Annotated in this window: 19 protein-coding genes, 2 tRNA genes, 1 other RNA gene and 1 pseudogene; 15 read left to right on the forward strand and 8 right to left on the reverse strand. The window is 39.0% G+C overall.

All coding sequences use genetic code 11. The features are described from left to right. The first annotated feature begins 69 nt into the window (after window positions 1–69). A complete protein-coding gene (gene hemA / locus MSG66_RS04200; protein WP_133975069.1) occupies window positions 70–1353 on the forward strand; it encodes a glutamyl-tRNA reductase in 1284 nt (427 codons plus the stop codon). On the opposite strand, the gene MSG66_RS04205 is transcribed toward hemA, so the two are convergent. Both MSG66_RS04205 and MSG66_RS04210 read right to left on the reverse strand, forming a co-directional pair. Next, on the reverse strand, window positions 1350–3221 hold the full coding sequence (locus tag MSG66_RS04205) for a DNA primase (RefSeq protein WP_262474765.1): 1872 nt from the start codon (window positions 3219–3221) through the stop codon (window positions 1350–1352). The genes hemA and MSG66_RS04205 overlap by 4 nt on opposite strands. Window positions 3222–3378: 157 nt before the next feature. Next, complete coding sequence (locus MSG66_RS04210; RefSeq protein WP_042898562.1) at window positions 3379–4542, reverse strand: outer membrane protein assembly factor BamD; 1164 nt, start codon at window positions 4540–4542, stop codon at window positions 3379–3381. 71 nt (window positions 4543–4613) lie between these two features. Here MSG66_RS04210 and rluD point away from each other — a divergent pair, with 71 nt between their 5' ends. The 4 genes from rluD to MSG66_RS04230 all read left to right on the forward strand — a co-directional run bounded on the left by rluD (window position 4614) and on the right by MSG66_RS04230 (window position 8585). After that, on the forward strand, window positions 4614–5666 hold the full coding sequence (gene rluD / locus MSG66_RS04215) for a 23S rRNA pseudouridine(1911/1915/1917) synthase RluD (RefSeq protein WP_042898561.1): 1053 nt from the start codon (window positions 4614–4616) through the stop codon (window positions 5664–5666). A gap of 10 nt (window positions 5667–5676) precedes the next feature. Next, on the forward strand, window positions 5677–6414 hold the full coding sequence (pgeF, locus tag MSG66_RS04220) for a peptidoglycan editing factor PgeF (RefSeq protein ID WP_262474762.1): 738 nt from the start codon (window positions 5677–5679) through the stop codon (window positions 6412–6414). 193 nt (window positions 6415–6607) lie between these two features. Next, window positions 6608–7159 carry a flavodoxin family protein gene (locus tag MSG66_RS04225; RefSeq protein ID WP_262474760.1) on the forward strand — a complete coding sequence of 184 codons (552 nt, stop codon included), beginning with the start codon at window positions 6608–6610 and terminating at the stop codon, window positions 7157–7159. Window positions 7160–7313: 154 nt separating this feature from the next. Next, on the forward strand, window positions 7314–8585 hold the full coding sequence (locus MSG66_RS04230; protein ID WP_262474758.1) for a hypothetical protein: 1272 nt from the start codon (window positions 7314–7316) through the stop codon (window positions 8583–8585). A gap of 51 nt (window positions 8586–8636) precedes the next feature. Here MSG66_RS04230 and smpB read toward each other — a convergent pair whose 3' ends face one another. Continuing rightward, entirely contained in the window at window positions 8637–9113 is a 477-nt protein-coding gene (gene smpB / locus MSG66_RS04235) for an SsrA-binding protein SmpB (RefSeq protein ID WP_042898558.1), read from the reverse strand. Window positions 9114–9247: 134 nt separating this feature from the next. On the opposite strand from smpB, the gene coaD reads away from it, so the two are divergent. From coaD to MSG66_RS04265, 6 genes and pseudogenes are all read left to right on the forward strand, one after another. Next, window positions 9248–9739, forward strand: coding sequence for a pantetheine-phosphate adenylyltransferase (gene coaD, locus MSG66_RS04240; protein ID WP_004641605.1), 492 nt, complete (start codon window positions 9248–9250; stop codon window positions 9737–9739). 1 nt (window position 9740) lies between these two features. Next, complete coding sequence (locus MSG66_RS04245) at window positions 9741–10004, forward strand: YfhL family 4Fe-4S dicluster ferredoxin (protein WP_003653306.1); 264 nt, start codon at window positions 9741–9743, stop codon at window positions 10002–10004. Between the two features lie 27 nt (window positions 10005–10031). After that, an RNA gene (gene rnpB, locus MSG66_RS04250) (RNase P RNA component class A) lies at window positions 10032–10387 on the forward strand. Between the two features lie 63 nt (window positions 10388–10450). Then, window positions 10451–10527 (forward strand) — tRNA-Met (locus tag MSG66_RS04255). Between the two features lie 128 nt (window positions 10528–10655). Continuing rightward, window positions 10656–11279: pseudogene (locus tag MSG66_RS04260) on the forward strand (iron-sulfur cluster-binding domain-containing protein); the annotation flags it as partial. A 157-nt stretch (window positions 11280–11436) separates the two neighbouring features. Beyond that, a tRNA-Met gene (locus MSG66_RS04265) sits at window positions 11437–11513 on the forward strand. Between the two features lie 43 nt (window positions 11514–11556). Here MSG66_RS04265 and MSG66_RS04270 read toward each other — a convergent pair. From MSG66_RS04270 to MSG66_RS04290, 5 genes are all read right to left on the reverse strand, one after another. Then, entirely contained in the window at window positions 11557–12585 is a 1029-nt protein-coding gene (locus MSG66_RS04270) for a hypothetical protein (protein WP_324652508.1), read from the reverse strand. After that, a complete protein-coding gene (locus MSG66_RS04275) occupies window positions 12578–14203 on the reverse strand; it encodes an NAD+ synthase (protein ID WP_324652510.1) in 1626 nt (541 codons plus the stop codon). The genes MSG66_RS04270 and MSG66_RS04275 overlap by 8 nt, the downstream gene beginning before the upstream one ends. Before the next feature lie 384 nt (window positions 14204–14587). Beyond that, window positions 14588–15124, reverse strand: a complete 537-nt coding sequence (locus MSG66_RS04280) for a hypothetical protein (RefSeq protein ID WP_262474753.1) — start codon at window positions 15122–15124, stop codon at window positions 14588–14590. Window positions 15125–15329: 205 nt separating this feature from the next. Continuing rightward, window positions 15330–15782 carry a protoporphyrinogen oxidase HemJ gene (gene hemJ, locus MSG66_RS04285; RefSeq protein ID WP_324652512.1) on the reverse strand — a complete coding sequence of 151 codons (453 nt, stop codon included), beginning with the start codon at window positions 15780–15782 and terminating at the stop codon, window positions 15330–15332. A gap of 18 nt (window positions 15783–15800) precedes the next feature. Next, a complete protein-coding gene (locus MSG66_RS04290; protein WP_004641618.1) occupies window positions 15801–17030 on the reverse strand; it encodes a beta-ketoacyl synthase N-terminal-like domain-containing protein in 1230 nt (409 codons plus the stop codon). Between the two features lie 300 nt (window positions 17031–17330). Here MSG66_RS04290 and MSG66_RS04295 point away from each other — a divergent pair, with 300 nt between their 5' ends. From MSG66_RS04295 to fusA, 4 genes are all read left to right on the forward strand, one after another. Further along, a complete protein-coding gene (locus MSG66_RS04295; protein ID WP_262474750.1) occupies window positions 17331–18650 on the forward strand; it encodes an EcsC family protein in 1320 nt (439 codons plus the stop codon). A gap of 200 nt (window positions 18651–18850) precedes the next feature. Continuing rightward, a complete protein-coding gene (gene rpsL, locus MSG66_RS04300; protein ID WP_002050319.1) occupies window positions 18851–19225 on the forward strand; it encodes a 30S ribosomal protein S12 in 375 nt (124 codons plus the stop codon). A gap of 160 nt (window positions 19226–19385) precedes the next feature. Further along, window positions 19386–19856: a 30S ribosomal protein S7 gene (gene rpsG, locus MSG66_RS04305; RefSeq protein ID WP_003653285.1), complete on the forward strand. Its 471-nt coding sequence runs from the start codon at window positions 19386–19388 to the stop codon at window positions 19854–19856. A gap of 177 nt (window positions 19857–20033) precedes the next feature. Continuing rightward, a complete protein-coding gene (fusA, locus tag MSG66_RS04310; RefSeq protein ID WP_003653284.1) occupies window positions 20034–22172 on the forward strand; it encodes an elongation factor G in 2139 nt (712 codons plus the stop codon). Window positions 22173–22298: the final 126 nt, after the last annotated feature.

Consider the following 22298-nt stretch of genomic DNA (forward strand, 5'->3'; position numbering starts at 1 on the left):
TCCAAAGTAATGCTTTTTATGACACCGATGTTGCACAATAGCATAAATTTAGCGAAATGATGATCTGATATGTCTTTCTTTGCATTGGGTGTCAACCATCAAACAGCTTCTGTCGAACTCCGCGAAAAAATTGCTTTCAATGCAGAGCGATTAAGTCGTTTGCTTGCCGAACAAAACCATAACCAAAGCTTAAAGGATTTGGTGGTCGTTTCGACGTGTAACCGCACAGAAGTTTATGCCATGGCGGAAAATGCCGAAAGCCTTCTGAAATGGTTAGCCGATGCCAATAATATTGATGTAAAGCACTTAGTTCATCATGTTTATCGTTACGAGAACACGCAGGCAATTACACATTTAATGCGAGTAGCGAGTGGTCTAGACTCTCTCATGCTAGGTGAGCCGCAAATTTTAGGGCAGGTGAAAAGTGCTTTAGCATTGTCTAAAGAAGCCCAAGCGGTCTCTCCTGAATTAAACAGTGTTTTTGAATATGCTTTTTATGCTGCTAAACGTGTACGTTCCGAAACTGCGGTGGGCAGCCATGCCGTTTCGATGGGGTATGCAGTTGCACAATTAGCTTTACAGGTTTTTAGTAAGCCCGAAAAAATTACTGTGATGGTCGTTGCGGCGGGTGAGATGAATACCTTGGTTGCTAAACATTTGGCTGAAATGGGCGTCGCCAAAATTATTATTTGTAATCGTAGCCGTGAGCGTGCTGACCAACTGGCTCAAGAGATTTCACATCAGGTTGAAGTTGAAATTATTGATTTTTCAACATTGGCTGAAAACTTGTATCGTGCTGATGTTGTGTCGAGCTGTACTGGTAGTTTATATCAAGTGATTGCTTATCAGGATGTTAAGGCCGCATTAAAGAAACGTCGCTATCAACAAATGTTAATGGTTGATTTAGCTGTGCCCCGTGATATAGATCCTAAAATTGAAGCGCTTGATGGAGTCTATTTGTATGGGGTTGATGATTTACAAAGTGTGATTGAAGAAAACCTCGCTCAACGACGTCAGGCGGCTGTTGAAGCGGAAGTAATGGTGAATCAATTAGCTACTCAGCTTATTACTCATCAAAAAGTTAAAGAGGCAGGCAGCACAATTCATGCTTACCGCCAACATAGTGAAGAAGTTAGTCAACAAGAGCTTACTCATGCATTAGAGGCTTTGCATCACGGTGAGAATGCTGAGCAGGTCTTACAGCAATTCGCGCATCGTTTGACGCAAAAGCTTATGCATCCAACATCTATCTTGCTACGCGAAGCTGCTAAGGCAGAAAATCCTGATTATTTTGAATGGTTACAACAGCATTTACAGGATGTGTTTGATCATGAGCGTAAGCCAAAACATTAAGATAACAGTCTTAAACTAATTTGTTTGGTTAATTCATTAAGCTGTTGTCTTAAATTTCTTGATTCAATCAGAGAAATCGGTGACTTAAGCTTCTGACGTAAATACCTTTCTTTTAGGCCTAAAGCATATTCTTGGGCTAATTTATCTGCCACTTCAGGTGCTTGTGTTAATGCCTGAATATTGGTTCTTTGCATAATATCTGCAATTTCATGACAATAGCTGCTACAAGCGCCGAGCACATAATAAGTTGCTAGCTCTTGATCATCAGGTAAGTCATCAAAAATACGGTTTAAAATTGCCAGTACTTTTGCTAATAATTCATCTTGATGAATATAGGCACGTAACCCTTCAAAATGAATATAAAGAAAAGGGTGGTGCATCAAAATTGCAATCGCAAAGTCTTCATCTTTAGTATGAATGTTAAATGAGAGCGAAGCATCATGGCTGATTTGTGGTGTAAAACGTTTACCTAGTCCGAGTTTTTCACGGAAAGATTGATTGAGTAAATAACGGAACGAACCCTGTTTGGGTAATAGTTCAGTCAGTTCTCTGAGTTCTCCCATGACCAAGCTTTTGCCTTCAGGGGTACTAATGTCGTGTTGACCTGTTAAATGAGCAAAGACAAAATCAGACAAAAGAGGGGCTTGTTGTAATAATTTTTGGAAATTTTCAAGCCCTTCACGGCGAATCAGAGAGTCGGGATCGTGGTCATTCGGTAGTACGAAAAATTTGAGTTCGCGTCCATCATTGAGAAGTGGTAAAGCAATTTCTAAGGTTCTACGTGCTGCTTTTTGACCCGCAGCATCACCATCAAAAGCAATGGTAATACGGCTATTTTGTTTAAATAAAATATTAAGGTGTTCTGTATTACTTGCAGTTCCTAAAGTCGCTACAGCCCCTGTAATGCCATACTGCTGAAGCGCAATGACATCCATATAGCCTTCAACCATTAACCAGTCGCTAGATTTGAGTTTTCTACCTTCATAAAGCCCGTAAAGTAGCTGATTTTTATGAAAGACTTCTGAGTCTGGCGAGTTAATGTATTTGGGCTTGATCTCATCATTTAAAGCACGACCACCAAAACCAACGACGCGACCTTTAGGGTCTCGAATCGGGAAAATGACACGGTCACGTAATAAGTCAAAATCACGACCATTATCGCTTGAACGGATAAGTCCAAGTTGTTTTAAACCATCAATGTCATAAGGAAAAGCTTTTTCTAAGTGTTGCCAGTCTTCTGGCGCATAGCCCAAGCGCCAAAATTGAATAGTCTGATTGCTTAAACCACGTTGTTTAAAGTATTTTTTTGCCTTTTGACTATTAGGTAACTGATGTTCATAGAACTGAGCAATATTTTCCAGTAAGTCATATAAATTACCTTCTTGAACTGGTTCCTCAAAGTTAAAAGGCTGTTCAAATTGGGCAAACGGGTCATCAAAAAATACAGGTTCAAGCGTATTATAACTTTCATCTATTGGTTGCTGAGGAACCACGGACTCAGCCGTACTTGCTTTAGTAGCAATTGGTGGCTTCGTAACCTGACGGGTATAAGACAGTTTTTTATTTTCGGTATTATCTTTGGGTAATTCGACTCCAGCGCTACTCGATAACTCCTTCATAACATCTATGAAGTTTCGGTTATCAATATCCATCAGAAAACGGATCGCGTTACCGTTAGCCTGACAGCCAAAGCAGTGATAATACTGCTTGTCTCGATAGACATGGAACGATGGGGATTTTTCTTGATGAAAAGGGCAACAGCCGGAATATGTACGTCCCGTCTTTTTCAGTTTCACACGCTGACCAATCAAATCGACAATATCTGTGCGATCTAAAATTTGATCAATCGTATGTTGTGGAATTGCCATAATTCAGATAACCGTATTAAAACTGATGAGAGAGTAATTCAGAATATTCTGACATGATGAGGCAAGATCTACACAATAAATATTTTAATTTTTTATAAAAACAAACAGGCAAGTGGTATCACTTGCCTGTTTGTTGGTGCTTTTTAAAGTTTGAAACTTATTGAGCAGCGTCGTTTGTACCTTGTGTTGCATCATCTGATTGAGAGTCAGTGGATCCATCCGTAGAACTAACAGCAGGGGCAACAGTTGTATTTTCTGCTGCTTGTGGCTCAGATTTGTCTAATAAACCGAAGCTTAAACGGTTTGTCCAGCTACGTTCTGACTTTGGTGCTTCAACTTGTGTTTGCTCTGGCTCAGCAGTTTCTTCTTTATCTGAATTACCAATTAAACCGAAGCTAACACGATTAAGGAAGCCACGTTTTGGAGCTTCTGATTCACTTGTGCTTTCTGGTGTTGCGGCAGTAGATTCACGACCGAAAATACCTAAAGTTGCACGGTTAATCCAGTTGCCTTCTTTACGGGCAGCACGCATGTTAACCGTACCGTCTTTTTTCACAAGGTTAGGATAATTGAGTTTTAAAACTTCAATATATTGTTGTGACGTGGCTTTATCGCCTAATTTGTCATAGCTATATGCCAAAGTTGCTAAAGCTTCTGGAACTTGAGGAGTTTGTGGATAATGTTCAATTACCCATTGAGAACGCTCTGCAGCAGCGATCCAAGCTTTACGCTTAACGTTAAAGCGTGCAGCAGTCATTTCATTTTCAGCAAGCTCTTGTCCAATAAATTTCATGCGCTGAGCGGCATCAACAGAATATTGGCTACTTGGAAAACGACGAATTAAATCAACAAAATTCTGATAAGCAACTTTTAAATAGCTCACATCACGATGAGATTGTTGCAAAGATGTATAGCGCATCAAACTGTCGTAGTTTTGCTCCATATTCGCTACAGCACGAACATAATAAGCATAATCCACATTTGGATGCTGAGGATTTAAACGAATAAAACGTTCTGCTAAGGCAATCGCGCCTTCATAATCTTTTTGTTTAAATTTTGAATATAGAAGTTCAAGTTGTGCTTGTTGTGCGTATTGTCCGGTCGGATAATAAGTATCGATTGCTTCTAAAGACTTGGTCGCATCAAGATATTGACCACGGTCAAGCGACTTTTGGGCCTTTTCGAAGTAAGCTTGTTCACTAGATTGTGGGCCACTATCGACCACTTCTTTTTTACTTGGATTGCTGCTACAGCCCACAAATGCAGACGCTAAACCTAAAGATAAGGCAAGCATCGTAATTTTATAACGTGGTAGCGACATAAAAACTCCTCTGTTATGTTGGGCAATGAGCTACAATTGCGCTATTAAACCACTTTTATCTCAATGATCAAATGACTTCAGCACAATCTTCAAACACAAACTTATCTGAAACCGACTTCAATTTACTTGAAGATTCTGAGGATGCAGATAACCATACTTCTGATACAACTGCAACACGTTTATCGTTGCAAGTTCAGCTAGATGAAAGCTATCTGGGACAACGCATCGATCAGGTAGCAGCCTTGGTGTGGAATGAGTTTTCACGTGAAAAGCTTAAACAATGGTTGAAGGATGGCCATCTGTTGGTGAATGGTAACATTGTCAAGCCAAAGCACCGTTGTGAAGGGACAGAACTGCTTACACTCGAAGTTGAGCTCGAAGCTCAAACTACGAGCCAACCTGAAAACATTCCACTTAATATTGTCTATGAAGATGACGACATTTTAGTCATCAATAAACCAGTCGGCATGGTCGTACATCCAGGGGCTGGTAATAGTTCTGGAACTTTAGTGAATGCCTTACTTTACCATTTCCCAAAATTGTCGGAACTTTCCCGCGCTGGTTTAGTACATCGTATTGATAAAGATACCAGCGGTTTGTTAGTCGTTGCTAAAAGTCTTGAAGCACAATTTTCTTTAAGTAAACAGTTGGCAAATAAATCGGTTTACCGCGTATACGACTTAGTTGTTTATGGAAATGTTATTGCTGGCGGTACTATTGATGAACCTATCAAACGTCATCCAGTTGACCGTGTGAAAATGGCGATTTTACCTGGTGGGCGCGACGCTGTGACCCATTACAATGTAAAAGAACGCTTTAAAGATTTTACCCGTATACAAGCACGTCTTGAAACAGGTCGAACTCATCAGATTCGTGTGCACTTTAGTTATATCGGTTATGGACTGATCGGTGATCAGATTTATATGAACCGTGTACGTGTACCTGCAGGGGCGTCTGAATTACTCATTGACACTTTACGTGGTTTTAAACGCCAAGCATTGCATGCAGCGAAATTGGGTTTAAAACACCCTCGTACTGCTGAAGAAATGCTATTTGAAGCGCCCTGGCCTGAAGATTTTACACATTTAGTGAATGTGTTACGTTCAGAAAACGCTGCATATTAAGGACGCGTATATGGAATTTGTTCAAGGACTACCTCAAGGCGTATATGTAGGGCAAACGCGTGTTCATCATCCTTTGGCATTACCAACGGATCAACTTGAGTTGTCTGGCTTTAATCTGGCTTTACATGTCAATGATGAGGCACAACGTGTTCAGCAACATCGCATGATATTGTTAGATGAGTTTGCTCAGTTCGGTGTTAAGAAAATGACATGGATGACTCAAACACATAGTACGATTTGCCATACAGTAAATGAACAAATTCCTTTTAAGGCGTTAATCGGCGATGGTTTGGTCACTCAAACCAAAGGTCATGCTTTAATGATGATGACCGCTGATTGCTTACCTGTCGTGTTAGGGAATGTCGAAGGTACGGAAATCGCAAACTTGCATGCGGGTTGGCGTGGTTTAGCAGGAGGGATTGTTGAAAATACGGTTGTTGCTATGCAGAACCCTCCAGCTTGGGCATGGTTAGGAGCTGCGATTAGCCAACCTTGTTTTGAAATTGGGGCTGAAGTAAAGGCTGCTTTCTGCGACAAGTATCCTGAGTTGGGAACAGCTTTTGTTGAGGGAGCTGCTCCAAATAAATTTCATGCAGATTTATATGCAATTGCGCGTTTTATTTTGCAGAGTCTAGGTGTGAAACAGGTTTTAGGCGGAGACCAATGTTCTTATCAACAAAGCGATGAATATTTTTCTTATCGTCGTAATGCGAAGACTGGACGTATGGCCACCTTTGTTTTTATATAAGCTCTATAAACAGTAAGTACATTCACTCTCTTATTTTGTAGTAATTAAACAAAATAAGAGAGTTTTTATTTAGCTGTAAGGTATTACGATTGTGAAGTGTATTGAAACACTTGTATTTCATATTTATAGATGTAGGTTTAGCAAGCGCTAATAAAATGATAAAATAGAAAAAATCGCTCAAAATTTTAATCTTATGTCTTTGCCTGAAAAACATCTCTCTATTGTCTACCACAGTCCATATGGTCATACCGCCAAGGTAGCTTTCGCTATTGCTGCTGGTGCAGAGGTGATGGGGGTAAAAGTACATCTAATGAATATTGAACATATTGATTGGGATGCGCTTGATACATCACAAGGCATTATTTTCGGATCTCCTACCTATATGGGAAGTATGACTGCCGACTTTAAAAAGTTTATGGACAGTACTTCTAAACGTTGGAAAGAGCGTTTGTGGCAAGGCAAGCTCGCGGCTGGCTTTGCAAATTCGGGTGGTTTGAGCGGCGATAAACTAGCGGTATTACAACAATTAAATATTTTTGCCATGCAACATGGCATGTTGTGGTCAGGTTTGCCTTTAATGACCACAGGACATGGTGAAAAAGATTTAAACCGATTATCGAGTTGTTTAGGTCTAATGACTCAGTCAGACAATGCTCCTGTTGAAGTTACTCCCCCACAAGGCGACTTGGATACAGCTAAATGGTTTGGTGAATATATTGCCGGATTACTTTATCGTATAAGTTGAAATAAGCATTTGATTTTATATTAAATAAATATTACATCTTTATTCTAATTACAAAAAAGTTGTATTTTTTTTGTCCATTTTTGATTATTTTTTACCAAATGGTTTATTTGGACAATGATGTCTAAATCCTAATAAATAAAAAAATGGAATAATCATGAAAATTTTTTTAACAGCTCTTTGTCTAAGTTGGGCTACTTTAAGCTATGCCAATTTAGAATCTGCAGATCTTGTTCCTCTAAGTGATTCAGAACTTTCTAAAGTTGAAGCTCAAGCATTATTTTCATTTACCTATACCGACCCAAAACAAGCTGATGCTTCGATGAACCAGCAAAATATTGGCTTTTATAAATTGGGTTTAGAGGCAAATCTTGAGCTAAATGCCAATATTAATAAGTTGCAATTAGGATGTGGAGGAGTAAACGGTTTAGGTGGGTGTGATATTGATATTGATAACTTAAGTTTAAGTGGCTTAAGTGATACAAGTGATGGTCGAGCTTCTTCTTCTGCTGTTTTTAGTAATCCCTTTATTGAATTTGCAATTAAAAATCCAGACAGCGCAGCTTTAAGAGAAATTAAAGGTTTTCGTTTAAGTGCTGAAAAGGTTATGGGACTGCTGACTATGGGGCTTGAAAATTCAGAAACACCAAATGGAATTAATAGCTTAAGTGGTTACATGAAAATTAAAGATACCACTGGTTTAGCTTATACCGCTGCCCGTAATATGTCTTATCAAGATACAGGCAAGACCATTGATGGGACTGTTAATGCATGTATCGGGATTTGTATTCCTTTAGGATTTAACTCGTCTGATTATAATTTGCAATTACAACAGACCACTGCACCTATTGTGATCAACGGGCAAGTGATTTCTGGTTCACGAATGAATAATGTCATGCTGAACGGAGTAGCAAATATCGATCAGCTTAATTTCTCTGGAGATCTGAAAGCTTCTATTAATGCAGCACTTGGTCTATTAAATTTACAAAAAAATGTAACGGGCAGCATTACCGGATTAAGAGCGGCGCTCACAGTTGATCAAAACTTAGGATTCATTCATAAAATTGAATTAAATAATCCTTTCTCGCTTTCTTTGCAAGGCCAACAAATATTTTGGCCAGGTGCAGATGCAGCAGCAGAACGGGGGTGGTGGATGGCTTTTGATGATGAAATTGATATTGGCAATGTTACGCCAAGTAAACAAATTGAGATAACTAATGATGTTTTAAAGCAGGTGGTAGATCCAATTAGCGCTTATTTAACCGCAAACCCAGTGAGATGTAATCTTTTAAATTGTTTGTTTGGTGAAGACTTAGCAGTTGGTGAGGTTAAATTACCCAATACAATTGTGAATTTCCCATTGAAAGATTTGCAACTTAAAAATCAATCTTTTGCACCAAACTGTTATGGCAATTTAAAATTTTGCTAAATTCAAAGTGACATAAAAAAACCTTTAAAGTTAACTTTAAAGGTTTTTTTATTACTTATGAAATATACGAGCTTTATCACGTTGCCAATCGCGGTCTTTTTCAGTTGCACGTTTGTCATGAAGCTGTTTACCCTTCACAAGCGCAATTTCTAGTTTAACTAAATGACCTTTCCAGTAACATGCCAAAGGAACGCATGAGTAACCTTTTTGGTTAACTGCACCCATTAGGTGTTCAAGCTGGCGTCGGGAGAGCAATAACTTACGGGTACGTGTTGCTTCAGGTACCACATGGGTCGAAGCCGATAATAAAGGCTGAATTTGTGAGCCAAGTAAAAATGCTTCGCCATTCTTGAAAATGACATAACTTTCCGTCAAAGTCATGCGCCCAGCACGTAAGGATTTTACTTCCCAACCTTGAAGTGACAGGCCAGCTTCAAATTTTTCTTCGATAAAATAATCATGACGGGCACGTTTATTTTGTGCGATTGTTCCGCCATTGTGTTTCTTTACTACTGTTGCTTTCGCCATAATTCAAACTTCCACAATTATGCCTATTGTGCCGTAAACTGATGCTAAGGTGAAGTTTTTCCTGCACATGAATATTTCGCCTCATGTATAACTTTTGCTAAAATAGGTTCACAATACAATTAGAGTACTAGCGGATGTCTAAAACGCGTGTAATTTATCCTGGAACATTTGACCCCATCACGAATGGACACGTTGATTTAGTTACTAGAGCATCAAGAATGTTTGATGAGGTTGTAGTAGCAATTGCAATTGGACATCATAAGAACCCTTTGTTCAGTCTAGAAGAAAGAGTTGAACTGGCGCAATCATCTTTAAGTCATCTATCAAATGTTGAATTTGTAGGCTTTGATGGTTTACTGGTTAATTTTTTCAAAGAACAAAAGGCAACCGCGGTACTTCGTGGTTTAAGAGCGGTTTCTGACTTTGAATATGAATTTCAACTTGCCAATATGAACCGTCAACTTGACCCACATTTTGAAGCGGTGTTTTTAACACCATCTGAGCAGTATTCTTTTATTTCTTCGACATTGATTCGGGAAATTGCTCGTTTAAAAGGGGATGTAACCAAGTTTGTTCCGCAAGCTGTGGTTGAGGCCTTTGAACGTAAACATCAACAAGGTTGGTAACGTGTCGTTATATATCACCGATGAATGCATAAACTGTGATGTTTGTGAACCAGTTTGCCCGAATGAAGCAATTTTTATGGGTGAAGTGATTTATGAAATTCATCCAGATTTGTGCACTGAATGCGTTGGTCATCATGATCAACCGCAATGCCAATTGTTTTGTCCTGTAGATTGTATTCCTAAAGATCCAGAGCATGAGGAAACGGAAGAACAGCTATTCGACAAATATAAAAAATTAATTGCTCAAAAAAGCACGAGCAATTAGTAAATAAATTTGTTAATATGCGCCCCTGAAGTGAGCTGGATGGTCGCTGCTGTGGAGGTCTTCGTGACTGAAGCAGGGGAGGAAAGTCCGGGCTTCATAGGGCAGGGTGCCAGGTAACGCCTGGGCGGTGAAAGCCGACGGAAAGTGCAGCAGAGAGTAGACCGCCTCATTCGTGAGGTAAGGGTGAAAGGGTGCGGTAAGAGCGCACCGCGTGTCTGGTAACAGTTCACGGCATGGTAAACCCCACCAGAAGCAAGACCAAATAGGAATCCTGAGGTACGGCCCGTACTGGATTCGGGTAGGTCGCTTGAGCGTATGAGTGATTGTACGCCTAGAGGAATGACCATCCTCGACAGAACCCGGCTTATAGGCTCACTTCACCTAATTTATTTAAAATTTATCTTGACGTGCATTAAAGAAACTAAGATAATGCGCGCACAGTTTTAGGCTATGTAGCTCAGTTGGTTAGAGCACCGCACTCATAATGCGGGGGTCACAAGTTCAAGTCTCGTCATAGCCACCATTTTATAGACCACGCTCCTGCGTGGTCTTTTTTTATGCTCATTTCCTGAGTAAACATACCTCTAAAGATCAATTTTATAATGATGATATGTTTTTTTGATTTTTTATTAGCTTATTAATATTTAAAAATTATTTCCCTTAGCTGGGGATAGGCAATAAACATATTCTAATTGCATGTAGTATTGGTATTACACCATTTCCACCATCAAATGGATGAGCTTGCTGAAGCGGTACATTATGCTTACCGTTCCCCTGGGCATGTAGCTTTATTAAATGAGTTAAAGCGGGAACATGCAGAGCGTGTGTTTAGCTATTCTGAGTCGAAAGGTTGTGTGCTTAATCTAGACAAATTAATATCATCTCAACCCAAACCACATATCTATGTATGTGCTACTAAACCCAGGATTGATGTTGTAACAAGCACTGTTAGCGTGATGGCTACATTCACTAGGGACAATTTACTTCAACAGTTTCTTAAGAGGGTTGGGCTTTTGCTGTTGTACTTGCTAAGTGTAATCAGGAAGTAGAGATACAAAGTAACCAAACCATTTTACAAGCCATCGAAACATTTAATATTGATATTGAATGTTTGTGTTGTGAAGGGGTATGCAACGGTATATGTGAAACTGATATTTTGGAAGGTGAAGCAGAACATTTTGATCAAAAATTCAGTGATGCAGAAAAGACTTCACAAAAAATATAGTGATTTGTGTGCCGCTGGCAAAAAGTAAAGAGCCAATATTAGATATTTAATACATTTCTGTGGTCGATCAATTGTTTAAAACATAAATTCGCTAAAAAATGAACAAACAAAGGTGAACTGAATCTTATTTGTTCATTTGGTGGAATTTAATGGTTTTGAACTCTTGACCTGTTCTGTAGAACTATAGATAATGCGCACACAGTTTACGGCTATGTAGCTCAGTTGGTTAGAGCACCGCACTCATAATGCGGGGGTCACAAGTTCAAGTCTCGTCATAGCCACCATTTTAAAAACCATGCTCATGCATGGTTTCTTTTTGTCTTTTTTTTACTCATTAAAATGTTTTTCAATAATATCGAGTGTTTTTGAGCTTTGATAAAAAGGAGCTAAAATCGCTTGAAGTAACGGTTCTAAAAAACCGTGTTCATTAAAGGCATTTATAACCTTAGGGTAAAAACGTAAAGCTTCAGTTTGTAAATCGGTTTCAGTTAAACCAATCTCACTTAATACTTCAAATAAACTTTCATCTTTGTAAAAGTCATAAAAAACCTCTACGCCATACAAAATAAGATCTTGCATAAATTGTGACTGACGTAATTCTTTCCAATATTCGTAAATTAAAACGAAGAACTCTTCAACATCAAGAGGAGTCAACTGCTTCATAAACTCATAGGTTTTTTTGTGACGAAGATCTTCCCAAATATGACGAACCAGACTTTCTAGGTCTTCAGCTGATAAAAGACTTAATTCTGTTAATTGCTCATGAATAAAGTTAGCGGCCCATGTTTCGAGCTTATGTTCAAGACGCTGTTGTTGTAAAAAAGAGAATTTTTTGAGTTTATGTTGCCATTCAAAATGATAGTCATCTACTCTAGATGCGTTTAGAAATTTTGGTAATTTTTGTTCTAGAGTTGAAGTTGCAATATATTGACAAAGTTGTTGGACGGAAGGGCTAGTGCTTAAAAACTCATTAAGATAATGCCTGATATGTTCCATTTCTAGAAATTTGGATAGCCACATTTCAAATTGGTGATCAGACACCAAATCTTGTAGTTGTACGGGGGATTTCATGGCAGATAGGTAAATACGCTGTGCGATTTCCCCAATAAACTCAAGTAATCCTGCCCCAAGTTGCATTTCAAAAGCATAGCGTTTTACAACGGCTTGTAATTGTTCTAAATCAACTACTTCATGAAGTTTGATTTCATCGGCATGCTGCATAAACAGTTGAATGAACTGCCGGAAATAAATAGGTGAGTTTTCTATAGATAATTGTTTTTTGAAAAATTCCACCTGCTCAAGCAAAAGTGCTTGAGCAAGTGTTGTAGTTTTTGATGAGTTTTTTTGCTCAGTCATTCGCTGTCCAACCGTTGACAATCGGATAACGTCGTTCGCGGCTAAATGCACGAGAGGTAATTCTCGGACCAATAGCGCCTTGACGACGTTTGTATTCATTACGATCAACTAAACGGATGACTTTTTCAACTACTTCTTTATCAAAACCTTTGGCAATAATATCTGCCTGACCTAAATCTTCTTCAATGTATGCGTAAAGGATGGCATCTAAAACATCATATGCTGGTAAAGAGTCTTGGTCTTTTTGGTCTGGACGAAGTTCTGCTGAAGGTGGACGAGTAATTACGCGCTCAGGAATAACTGGGGTTTCACTTAAGCTATTACGGTATTTTGCTAATTCAAACACGATAGTTTTATAAACATCTTTTAGAACTGCGAAACCACCAACCATATCACCATAAAGTGTACAGTAACCAACTGAAAGCTCAGACTTGTTGCCAGTAGCGAGTACTAAATTACCAAATTTATTTGATAAACCCATGAGTAAGGTGCCGCGTGCGCGCGCTTGTAAGTTCTCTTCAGTTGCATCTGCTGGTGAGTTGCCAAAGAAAGGATACAAGGTTTGCATAAAGCTATTTACAACTGAATGTATTTCAGCGATACCGAAAGTTACACCCATACGTCGAGCTTGTTCTGCCGCATCTTCAACACTAATTTGAGAAGTGTAAGTATAAGGCATCATTACGGCTTGTACTTTTTCTGCACCGATTGCATCAACAGCAATAGCTAATGTAAGGGCAGAGTCAATACCGCCAGATAAACCTAAAATTACACCTGGGAAGCCTGAACGCTCTACGTAATCACGTGTTGCCAGAACTAAACCTTGATAGATCTCTGCAAAGGTCTCTAAAGCAGGCGCAGATTCTGTGACTTTAAATGATTTGTTTTCATGGTCAAATTCAGCAATAAAGAGGTCTTCTTTAAAGCTTGGCGCTTGTAAAGCAATTTCACCACTTTTATTACTAACAAAACTTGTGCCATCAAAAATTAGATCATCTTGTCCGCCCACTTGGTTAACGTACACAATGTTCAGATGAAGTTGTTTTGCAAGTTCACTCAGTGTTTGTGTGCGGTGTTGTGGTTTACCGACCTCATATGGTGATGCATTCAATACAAGAACAGTATCAACATTTAATTGGCTTAACTGTTTTACGGTATTAATTGACCAGATATCTTCACAAATCAATACACCAAACTTATGTCCAAGATATTCAAACACCAAGTGCTGATGGCCTTTTTGGAAATAACGTTTTTCATCAAAGACGCCATAGTTTGGTAAGTTATGTTTATTAAAGACACCCAAAACTTGACCGTCTTTCATGACAGCAGCAGAATTATAACGTTGACCATCTTCTGTCTGGTTCACGAATCCGAAAACCATGACAATATCTTTAACTTCGGCAAGCTGAGCAAAAGCCTTTTGCATACGTTTATTTAAATTTGGACGTAGCAGTAAGTCTTCAGCTGGATAACCAATAACAGAAAGCTCGGGAAAAATAATCAGGTCAGCGTCTTGTTTTTTCGCCTGATTTACTTGCTCAATCATCTTTTTGGTGTTTGAGTCAATATTGCCAATATGCGGAGAAAACTGAGCAAGGGCAACTTTAAAACTTTTCATTCAAACCTAATCCTAGATCATAACGAATATAGATACACACAGTGTTGATTTTTATAGATATAATTTTTCAACGATGTGTATGATACGATAGTAAACAATTAAAATAGTAAACAAAAATGTCAAGATCAATAATATATACCAATCACATATTTTCTGCGTAAAAATAACGAGATTTTCTGTATAGAATAGAAACAGGCTTCATTATTTTTATTGTTTGTATACTGCCTTATCACAAGCCAATTTGGAATAAGCGCGTTATATTTTTTTCAATAATTTGAATTAAATAAGATTGATTTTATAGTTTAGGTAAGTATTTCTGCTTTATAAAAATTCTCATTTACATTAAGCAAAAATGTTACGTTCAAAGAAAGACTGATTATTTAGTTACAAATGAAGTTGAGGTGAACAGATAATATTTGGAATTTTTCCAGAACAAATGTCACGAGCAATTTCGCCTTGCTGCTCAATGTTATAAGAGTTAAACGCCTTGTGGGGAGAGTAGATGTATTTATAGGGATTGTAAGTTTTAAAGCTAAGATAATAGGCCGATTGTAGCAATGCACCTTTAAGCAGTACATGAATACCTTTTTGATACTGCATGACATGAGTGAGTTCGTGAATAAAAATACCCTGCATAAATTTAGATTCTAGAGCGTAATTTTCGCTGTAATCGGAAGGATTGACATAAATATTTCCGTTTGGCGCCATAAAAATACCGCAAGACTGCCAAGGTAGATAACGAGTGGCAATAATTTTAGGTTGTTCACAATTGAGCATGTCACCGAAAACGAGTTGTGCTAATACTTTTTCTTGAGCTGTTAGATGTCTGATGGGATATTTTTTTAAGTGACGAAAAATAAAAAGCGTAAGAAGTATAAATTGTTGTTGGGTCGAGCGTTTAAGGGCAGTAAGGGTTAGCATAGCTTTGCCATTAAAATGAGTTCATCTATTTCTTTAGGATAGTATAGATTACTCATGAGTAAATAAAGAGTCAGAGTTACTCATTGGGTATAACTTTAAGAGCGCATTGATTTTATGCTTTTGATTGAACAAGTTTAAATATAAATAACTCTGCGAGCTTTTATTGTCTAAATTAAGGAAATTTCTTGGATAAGAAAAACCCCAGTTAAAACTGAGGCTTTACGACAACTAAAATCACAACTGCAAATAAAATTAAGGTTGGCATTTCATTAAAGAAGCGCCAGAACCTATGTGATTTGTAGTGAGCGTTTCCGATAAGTTTTTTACGATAGTAGCCACATATCAAGTGGTAGATGACTAATAAAGCCACTAAACCTACTTTAAGGTAAAACCATGTTGCCTGATGGTAATGTCGAGTTGCATCGCCCCACTCCACAAGAAAATGGGCGGTAATTAATGTGGCGATCATAGAAGGCCACATAATTCCGCGATACAACTTACGTTCCATTATTTCAAAGCGTTGATGACTAGCTGCATCTTCACTCATGGCATGGTAAACATATAAACGTGGTAAGTAGAACAAAGCAGCGAACCAACAAACCACAGCAATAATATGTAATGCTTTTACCCACAAAAAAGCATCAGAAGGTGCATCCATCGATAATCCTACGTGGGATTATGCATCCCACTTCTTGAAAATAAGGCAAGCGTTAACACCGCCAAAGCCAAAACTGTTACTCATTACAGTATTCAATTTTGCATCACGTTTTTCAAGTACGATATCAAAAGGTTTTGCGCCTTCATCAAGCTCAGTTACATTGATGTTTGGTGCGATAAAGTCATTTTGCATCATTAGAACAGAGTAGATAGCTTCTTGTACACCAGCTGCACCCAAGCTATGACCTGTCATAGATTTGGTTGAGCTAAGAGGAGGTACATTGCCTTCACCAAATGCACGTTCCATTGCCTTAAGTTCTGTAATGTCACCAGCTGGAGTAGATGTACCATGGGTATTTACATAGTCAATTTTGTCTACGCCATGTTGCTTAGCTTCTTCAAGTGCCATTAATACACAACGTGTAGCACCTTCACCACTTGGAGCAACCATATCTGCGCCATCGCTGTTTGCAGCATAACCAACCACTTCAGCTAAAATGTTGGCACCACGTGCTTGAGCATGCTCAAGTGATTCAAGTACGACAAAACCACCACCGCCAGCAATAACGAAACCGTCGCGGTCTGCTGAATATGGACGAGATGCTGTTTCCGGAGTTTCATTATATTTCGAGCAAAGCGCACCCATTGCATCAAACAATAAACTTTGAGACCAATGATCTTCTTCACCACCACCAGCAAGCATAAGGTCTTGTTTGCCGAGTTGGATAAGATTGTACGCATAACCAATTGCGTCAGCAGAAGTTGCACAAGCACTTGTAATGGTATGAGCAATACCTTGCAGTTTGAATGCAACACCTACGTTTGCAGTAATGGTGTTTGACATGTTGCGTGGTACGAAGAAAGGTCCTACTTTACGAGCACCTTTAGTCTCTAAAAGCTCTGTCATTTCAACAACAGATGCAGTTGAACCACCACCTGAACCGCCTGCAATACCATAACGTGGATTACCACCGATTTGCTCAGCAGTAAGTCCTGCATGTTCAACAGCAGCAACAGCAGCATTGTAAGCGTACATTGCACATACGCCCATAAAGCGTTTTAACTTACGGTCAATATGATCAAAATCTTGTTCTGCAGCAGCGCTCACATGACTTTTAAAATTGAGTTCAGCATAAGTTGGGTTAAAACGTGTCCCCGAGATTCCATTTTGAAGTGAATGAGTAACTGCTTCTAAAGAGTTACCGATACATGAGTTAATACCCATACCAGTGATTACAACACGTTTCATCTACAGGTCCCTTTATGGTGATATTAAGAGTCTAGCGTGATCAACAGCTATTAAAATGAATAGGAGAATATAGCTGTAAGCAAACAAGACTCATGTTTTTTCGTTGTTAACATGATAGCAGAAAGGATTTTTATTTCTTATGGCAAATCTTTATGACAATTTTACATTTAAAAAAAATAACTAAATACATGGTATGTTGCATTTAGGGTTAACTAAAATACACACATTCAAGTTGAGATAAATCCACATTCCACCTAGTATTTATGTCTAATTAGATAAATTAAAAAATCGAGGTACTTGATGACAAAATTTAATAATAATCAATCTGACAATTTGTTTTCTCAGGTCTTCGGAGTGGCTAAAAAGCTCAGTTCTACAGGATTGAGTATCTTGCAACAGAACCAATCAGGTGATGTAAGTAAGGTAATTGAACCAATTCCAGCTGGTAAAACGGTTGAAGGTAAATCGAGAGCAAAAAGCCCATTTGAAGTTGAGCAATATGAAAGTCCTCAACAAATGCTTCGAGAACAATTACCGAGAGTAACTCGTCAGGTCTTTGGACGGCATTTTACAAAAGTAAATGGTGTGGCGACATTTCTTTCCCCAGATTGGGATCAAAAAGTCTCAGGCTATTTATTTGATTGGTTGAATGACTTTAGTTCAAAAAGCACTTTAACTGAAAAAATTCTGGAAGAAGCGGGTGCTAAAGATTTATTTGAACTAACTAAAGATACAGGACGCTCTCAACGTTTAAGTCAGGCACTCATTGAACAAAATAAATTAATTGCGACAATACAAGGGGCAATTACAGGCGTGTCAGGTGTGGTTGGTGCTGCTGTAGATGTTCCAGTTTCACTCGTCTTGGTTTTAAGAACAATTTATCAGACAGGAAGATCACATGGCTTTGATCTTTTGGAAGTTACAGACCAAGATGTCGTCGAGTTTATCTTTAAAGAAGTGGACATTAGTTTGATTGCAGAAAAGCAAACTCTATTGTTAGCTTTAAAAACGTTACGAAATATGTTGGAAACACAAGATATTCGTCAATTTCAGCAGGTATTAGGTTCAACTACTGATCTAGATACTTTGAAGAATTGGTTAGTTGATGAAGAGGGGGAGTTTAAATGGAGTTGGTTAAATCGTATTCCTAAACTCTCAGCCTTTGGTAAATTTACACCAGTTGCTGGTGCTGTTTTAAGCGCTGTATATAGTTGGAAACTACAAGAAGATGTTGGTCATAAAGCACAGGCCATCTTTGGAGCTGCACGACATTATTTAAATGAACATCCAAGTGAGCATTTATCTCCGTTACAAGCTTATTATGCTGCGGTTACGCTCATGCAGAAAGCGAGTCCACGTCTTTTAAATGTTGGTGAAGATGGTAATGTTCATGCTGCACATCATCATAAAGTAGAAAATCATGATGTAATTTCAAAAGTATCTATTGTCTTAAAGCCTACAGAAAGTAAAAAGAGCGAAGAGAAAATTCAGGAAAATGTTCATCAAGGTATCGAGCAACTTGCCGATAAACATGTAGAGGAACATGAGCATACGGAGCAAAAACCAGCTTTAACTCCTGAAGAAGATGAAGAGGAATTAGAGGATAAAAAATACTCTTAACAATACGCTTACAAATAAGAGCTTTAAAAATAAAATCTGAACTCTATTTAGATTTGTAAGTTATCCTGTCAAAGATTGATATGGTCAACATTTGGTAAGTATTGCCGTGTTGACCATTTTTGCATCTTAGCTTACAATTATGTGCCCTTAAAAAGAGGTATTTTCTTTTTAAGGTTTATTAATAACGGGAGAATTGCCATATGGCAACAACGAATCAGTTGATCCGTAAGGGTCGTACGACTTTGGTTGAAAAATCCAAAGTTCCTGCGTTGAAGGCTTGTCCACAACGTCGTGGTGTTTGTACACGTGTTTATACAACTACACCAAAAAAACCTAACTCAGCTATGCGTAAGGTTTGCCGTGTTCGCTTAACTTCAGGTTTTGAAGTATCTAGCTACATCGGTGGTGAAGGTCATAACCTACAAGAGCACAGTGTTGTTCTTATCCGTGGTGGTCGTGTTAAAGACTTACCAGGTGTACGTTACCATACCGTTCGTGGTTCATTAGACTGTGCTGGTGTTAAAGATCGTAATCAATCACGTTCTAAATACGGTACTAAGCGTCCTAAGAAGTAATTCTAGGAAACTAGTCCAATAAGCCCTTTAGCGTTTCGCTTGTTTGAATTCTTCATAGTTTTGTAATTCAAGCGACGTATAGTAAGGCCAGCGTCGTGTACATGACACTTGTACAAACTGCTGGATTATCCTGAAGTGTCATATTATTAGGTGTATTAAAATGCCAAGACGTCGCGTAGTCGCTGCTCGTGAGATCCTTCCAGATCCAAAATTTAGCAGCCAAACAATCGCTAAATTCATGAACCACGTAATGCAAGATGGTAAAAAATCTGTTGCTGAAGGTATCGTTTACGGTGCTTTAGAACGTGTTCAAGAAAAAAACAAAGTAGACCCAGTTGAATTTTTCGAGACTACTCTTGAAAAAGTTCGTCCTATGGTCGAAGTAAAAGCACGCCGTGTTGGTGGTGCTACTTATCAAGTACCTATGGAAGTACGCCCATCCCGTCGTACTGCCTTAGCAATGCGTTGGTTAGTAGATGCTGCTGCTAAGCGTTCTGAAAAAACGATGGCTTTACGTCTTGCTGGTGAGTTGCTTGATGCAGCTGAAGGTAAAGGTTCAGCAATCAAAAAACGTGAAGACGTGCATCGTATGGCTGAAGCCAACAAAGCCTTCTCTCACTACCGTTTCTAAGCGGATAAAACAGTCCCTAATCAGGAGAATATTCATGCGTACAGCAGCTCGATTCAACATTGCTCTTTATCAAAGTGGGAGCTTTGCGGGTATTTAAGTTGCCTGCTTGGATATTTGTACGCATCAATCTAATTGATGCGTCCTGTTTTAAATATAACATTTAGGAATGTAGACCTCATGGCTCGCCAAACCCCAATTAGTAATTACCGCAACATCGGTATTTCTGCGCACATCGACGCAGGTAAAACAACTACAACAGAACGTATTTTGTTCTACACAGGTGTATCTCACAAAATTGGTGAAGTACACGATGGTGCAGCAACAATGGACTGGATGGAACAAGAGCAAGAACGCGGTATTACAATTACCTCGGCTGCTACGACTTGTTTCTGGTCTGGTATGGGTAACCAATTCGAACAACACCGTATCAACGTAATTGACACCCCGGGACACGTAGACTTCACAATCGAAGTTGAACGTTCTATGCGTGTTCTTGACGGTGCGTGCATGGTTTACTGTGCAGTTGGTGGCGTACAACCTCAGTCTGAAACTGTATGGCGTCAAGCAAACAAATATAAAGTGCCTCGTTTAGCATTCGTGAACAAGATGGACCGTACTGGTGCAAACTTCTTCCGTGCTGTTGAGCAAGTTAAAACTCGTTTAGGTGGTAATCCTGTACCTATCGTTGTGCCAATTGGTGCAGAAGATACGTTTGCAGGTGTTGTTGACCTTATCGAAATGAAAGCGATTATCTGGGATGAAGCATCTCAAGGTATGAAGTTTGAATATGCTGAAATTCCAGCTGACCTTGTTGATACGTCTAATGAATGGCGTACCAAAATGGTTGAGGCTGCGGCTGAAGCTTCTGAAGAATTAATGGACAAGTACCTTGAAGAAGGTGATCTTACTAAAGAAGAGATCATTGCAGGTTTACGTGCTCGTACATTAGCTTCTGAAATTCAAGTAATGCTTTGTGGTTCTGCGTTCAAAAACAAAGGTGTTCAACGTATGTTGGATGCTGTAATTGAATTCTTACCATCACCTACAGAAGTTAAAGCGATCGAAGGTATCCTTGACGACAAAGACGAAACTAAAGCGTCTCGTGAAGCATCTGACGAAGCTCCGTTCTCTGCGTTAGCGTTCAAAATCATGAACGACAAATTCGTAGGTAACTTAACATTCGTACGTGTTTACTCTGGTGTTCTTAAACAAGGTGATCCGGTTTATAACCCAGTTAAATCTAAGCGTGAACGTATCGGTCGTATCGTGCAAATGCATGCGAACGAACGTCAAGATCTTGATGAAATCCGTGCAGGTGATATCGCAGCGTGTGTAGGTCTTAAAGACGTTACTACTGGTGATACATTATGTGATGAGAAAAACATCATTACACTTGAGCGTATGGAATTCCCAGAGCCAGTAATTTCATTGGCTGTTGAACCAAAAACTAAAGCTGACCAAGAAAAAATGTCAATTGCTTTAGGTCGTTTGGCTAAAGAAGATCCATCGTTCCGCGTTCGTACAGACGAAGAATCTGGTCAAACAATTATTGCTGGTATGGGTGAGCTTCACCTTGACATCATCGTTGACCGTATGAAGCGTGAATTCGGTGTTGAAGCGAACATTGGTAAACCAATGGTTGCTTACCGCGAAACAATCAAAAAGACTGTTGAGCAAGAAGGTAAGTTCGTTCGTCAAACAGGTGGTAAAGGTAAATTCGGTCATGTATATGTTCGTTTAGAGCCTATGGATGTTGAAGAAGCTGGTAAAGAATACCAATTCGCTGAAGAAGTTGTCGGCGGTACTGTACCTAAAGAATTCTTTGGTGCGGTTGACAAAGGTATTCAAGAACGTATGAAGAATGGTGTATTAGCTGGTTACCCTGTTGTGGGTATCAAAGCGACATTATTCGATGGTTCTTACCATGATGTCGATTCTGATGAATTGTCATTCAAAATGGCTGGTTCGTACGCTTTCCGTGACGGTTTCATGAAAGCAGATCCTATCCTTCTTGAACCAATCATGAAAGTTGAAGTAGAAACTCCAGAAGACTACATGGGCGATATCATGGGTGACTTAAACCGTCGTCGTGGTATGGTTCAAGGTATGGATGATCTTCCTGGTGGAACAAAAGCAATTAAAGCAGAAGTTCCATTGGCTGAGATGTTTGGTTACGCGACTCAAATGCGTTCTATGTCTCAAGGTCGTGCGACTTATTCTATGGAATTCGCTAAATACGCTGAAACTCCACGTAACGTGGCTGAAGGCATCATCGCTAAGTTCCAGACTGGCGGTAAAAAAGGTGACGACGAGTAATCTTTCGATTACTATAAGCCCAAACTAATTCTTAGTTAAAAACCAAGCGCTCGTGCAGTGACCCTGCATGAGCAGTTTATAAAGGAAGATCATCATGGCTAAAGCCAAGTTTGAACGTAATAAGCC

Origin of the sequence: Acinetobacter sp. IK31, assembly GCF_035615195.1 — a bacterium.
Classification (GTDB): Bacteria; Pseudomonadota; Gammaproteobacteria; order Pseudomonadales; family Moraxellaceae; genus Acinetobacter; species Acinetobacter calcoaceticus_C.

Excerpts from the sequence above, each read along its gene's own strand:
- MSG66_RS04280 (WP_262474753.1), bottom strand. The coding sequence starts at position 15,124 with ATGCTAACCCTTACTGCCCTTAAACGCTCGACCCAACAACAATTTATA.
- smpB (WP_042898558.1), bottom strand. The coding sequence starts at position 9,113 with ATGGCGAAAGCAACAGTAGTAAAGAAACACAATGGCGGAACAATCGCA.
- MSG66_RS04205 (WP_262474765.1), bottom strand. The coding sequence starts at position 3,221 with ATGGCAATTCCACAACATACGATTGATCAAATTTTAGATCGCACAGAT.
- MSG66_RS04270 (WP_324652508.1), bottom strand. The coding sequence starts at position 12,585 with ATGACTGAGCAAAAAAACTCATCAAAAACTACAACACTTGCTCAAGCA.
- MSG66_RS04230 (WP_262474758.1), top strand. The coding sequence starts at position 7,314 with ATGAAAATTTTTTTAACAGCTCTTTGTCTAAGTTGGGCTACTTTAAGC.
- coaD (WP_004641605.1), top strand. The coding sequence starts at position 9,248 with ATGTCTAAAACGCGTGTAATTTATCCTGGAACATTTGACCCCATCACG.
- MSG66_RS04210 (WP_042898562.1), bottom strand. The coding sequence starts at position 4,542 with ATGTCGCTACCACGTTATAAAATTACGATGCTTGCCTTATCTTTAGGT.
- MSG66_RS04295 (WP_262474750.1), top strand. The coding sequence starts at position 17,331 with ATGACAAAATTTAATAATAATCAATCTGACAATTTGTTTTCTCAGGTC.
- hemJ (WP_324652512.1), bottom strand. The coding sequence starts at position 15,782 with ATGGATGCACCTTCTGATGCTTTTTTGTGGGTAAAAGCATTACATATT.
- MSG66_RS04225 (WP_262474760.1), top strand. The coding sequence starts at position 6,608 with ATGTCTTTGCCTGAAAAACATCTCTCTATTGTCTACCACAGTCCATAT.
- MSG66_RS04290 (WP_004641618.1), bottom strand. The coding sequence starts at position 17,030 with ATGAAACGTGTTGTAATCACTGGTATGGGTATTAACTCATGTATCGGT.
- hemA (WP_133975069.1), top strand. The coding sequence starts at position 70 with ATGTCTTTCTTTGCATTGGGTGTCAACCATCAAACAGCTTCTGTCGAA.
- MSG66_RS04275 (WP_324652510.1), bottom strand. The coding sequence starts at position 14,203 with ATGAAAAGTTTTAAAGTTGCCCTTGCTCAGTTTTCTCCGCATATTGGC.
- rluD (WP_042898561.1), top strand. The coding sequence starts at position 4,614 with ATGACTTCAGCACAATCTTCAAACACAAACTTATCTGAAACCGACTTC.
- fusA (WP_003653284.1), top strand. The coding sequence starts at position 20,034 with ATGGCTCGCCAAACCCCAATTAGTAATTACCGCAACATCGGTATTTCT.
- pgeF (WP_262474762.1), top strand. The coding sequence starts at position 5,677 with ATGGAATTTGTTCAAGGACTACCTCAAGGCGTATATGTAGGGCAAACG.
- rpsG (WP_003653285.1), top strand. The coding sequence starts at position 19,386 with ATGCCAAGACGTCGCGTAGTCGCTGCTCGTGAGATCCTTCCAGATCCA.
- rpsL (WP_002050319.1), top strand. The coding sequence starts at position 18,851 with ATGGCAACAACGAATCAGTTGATCCGTAAGGGTCGTACGACTTTGGTT.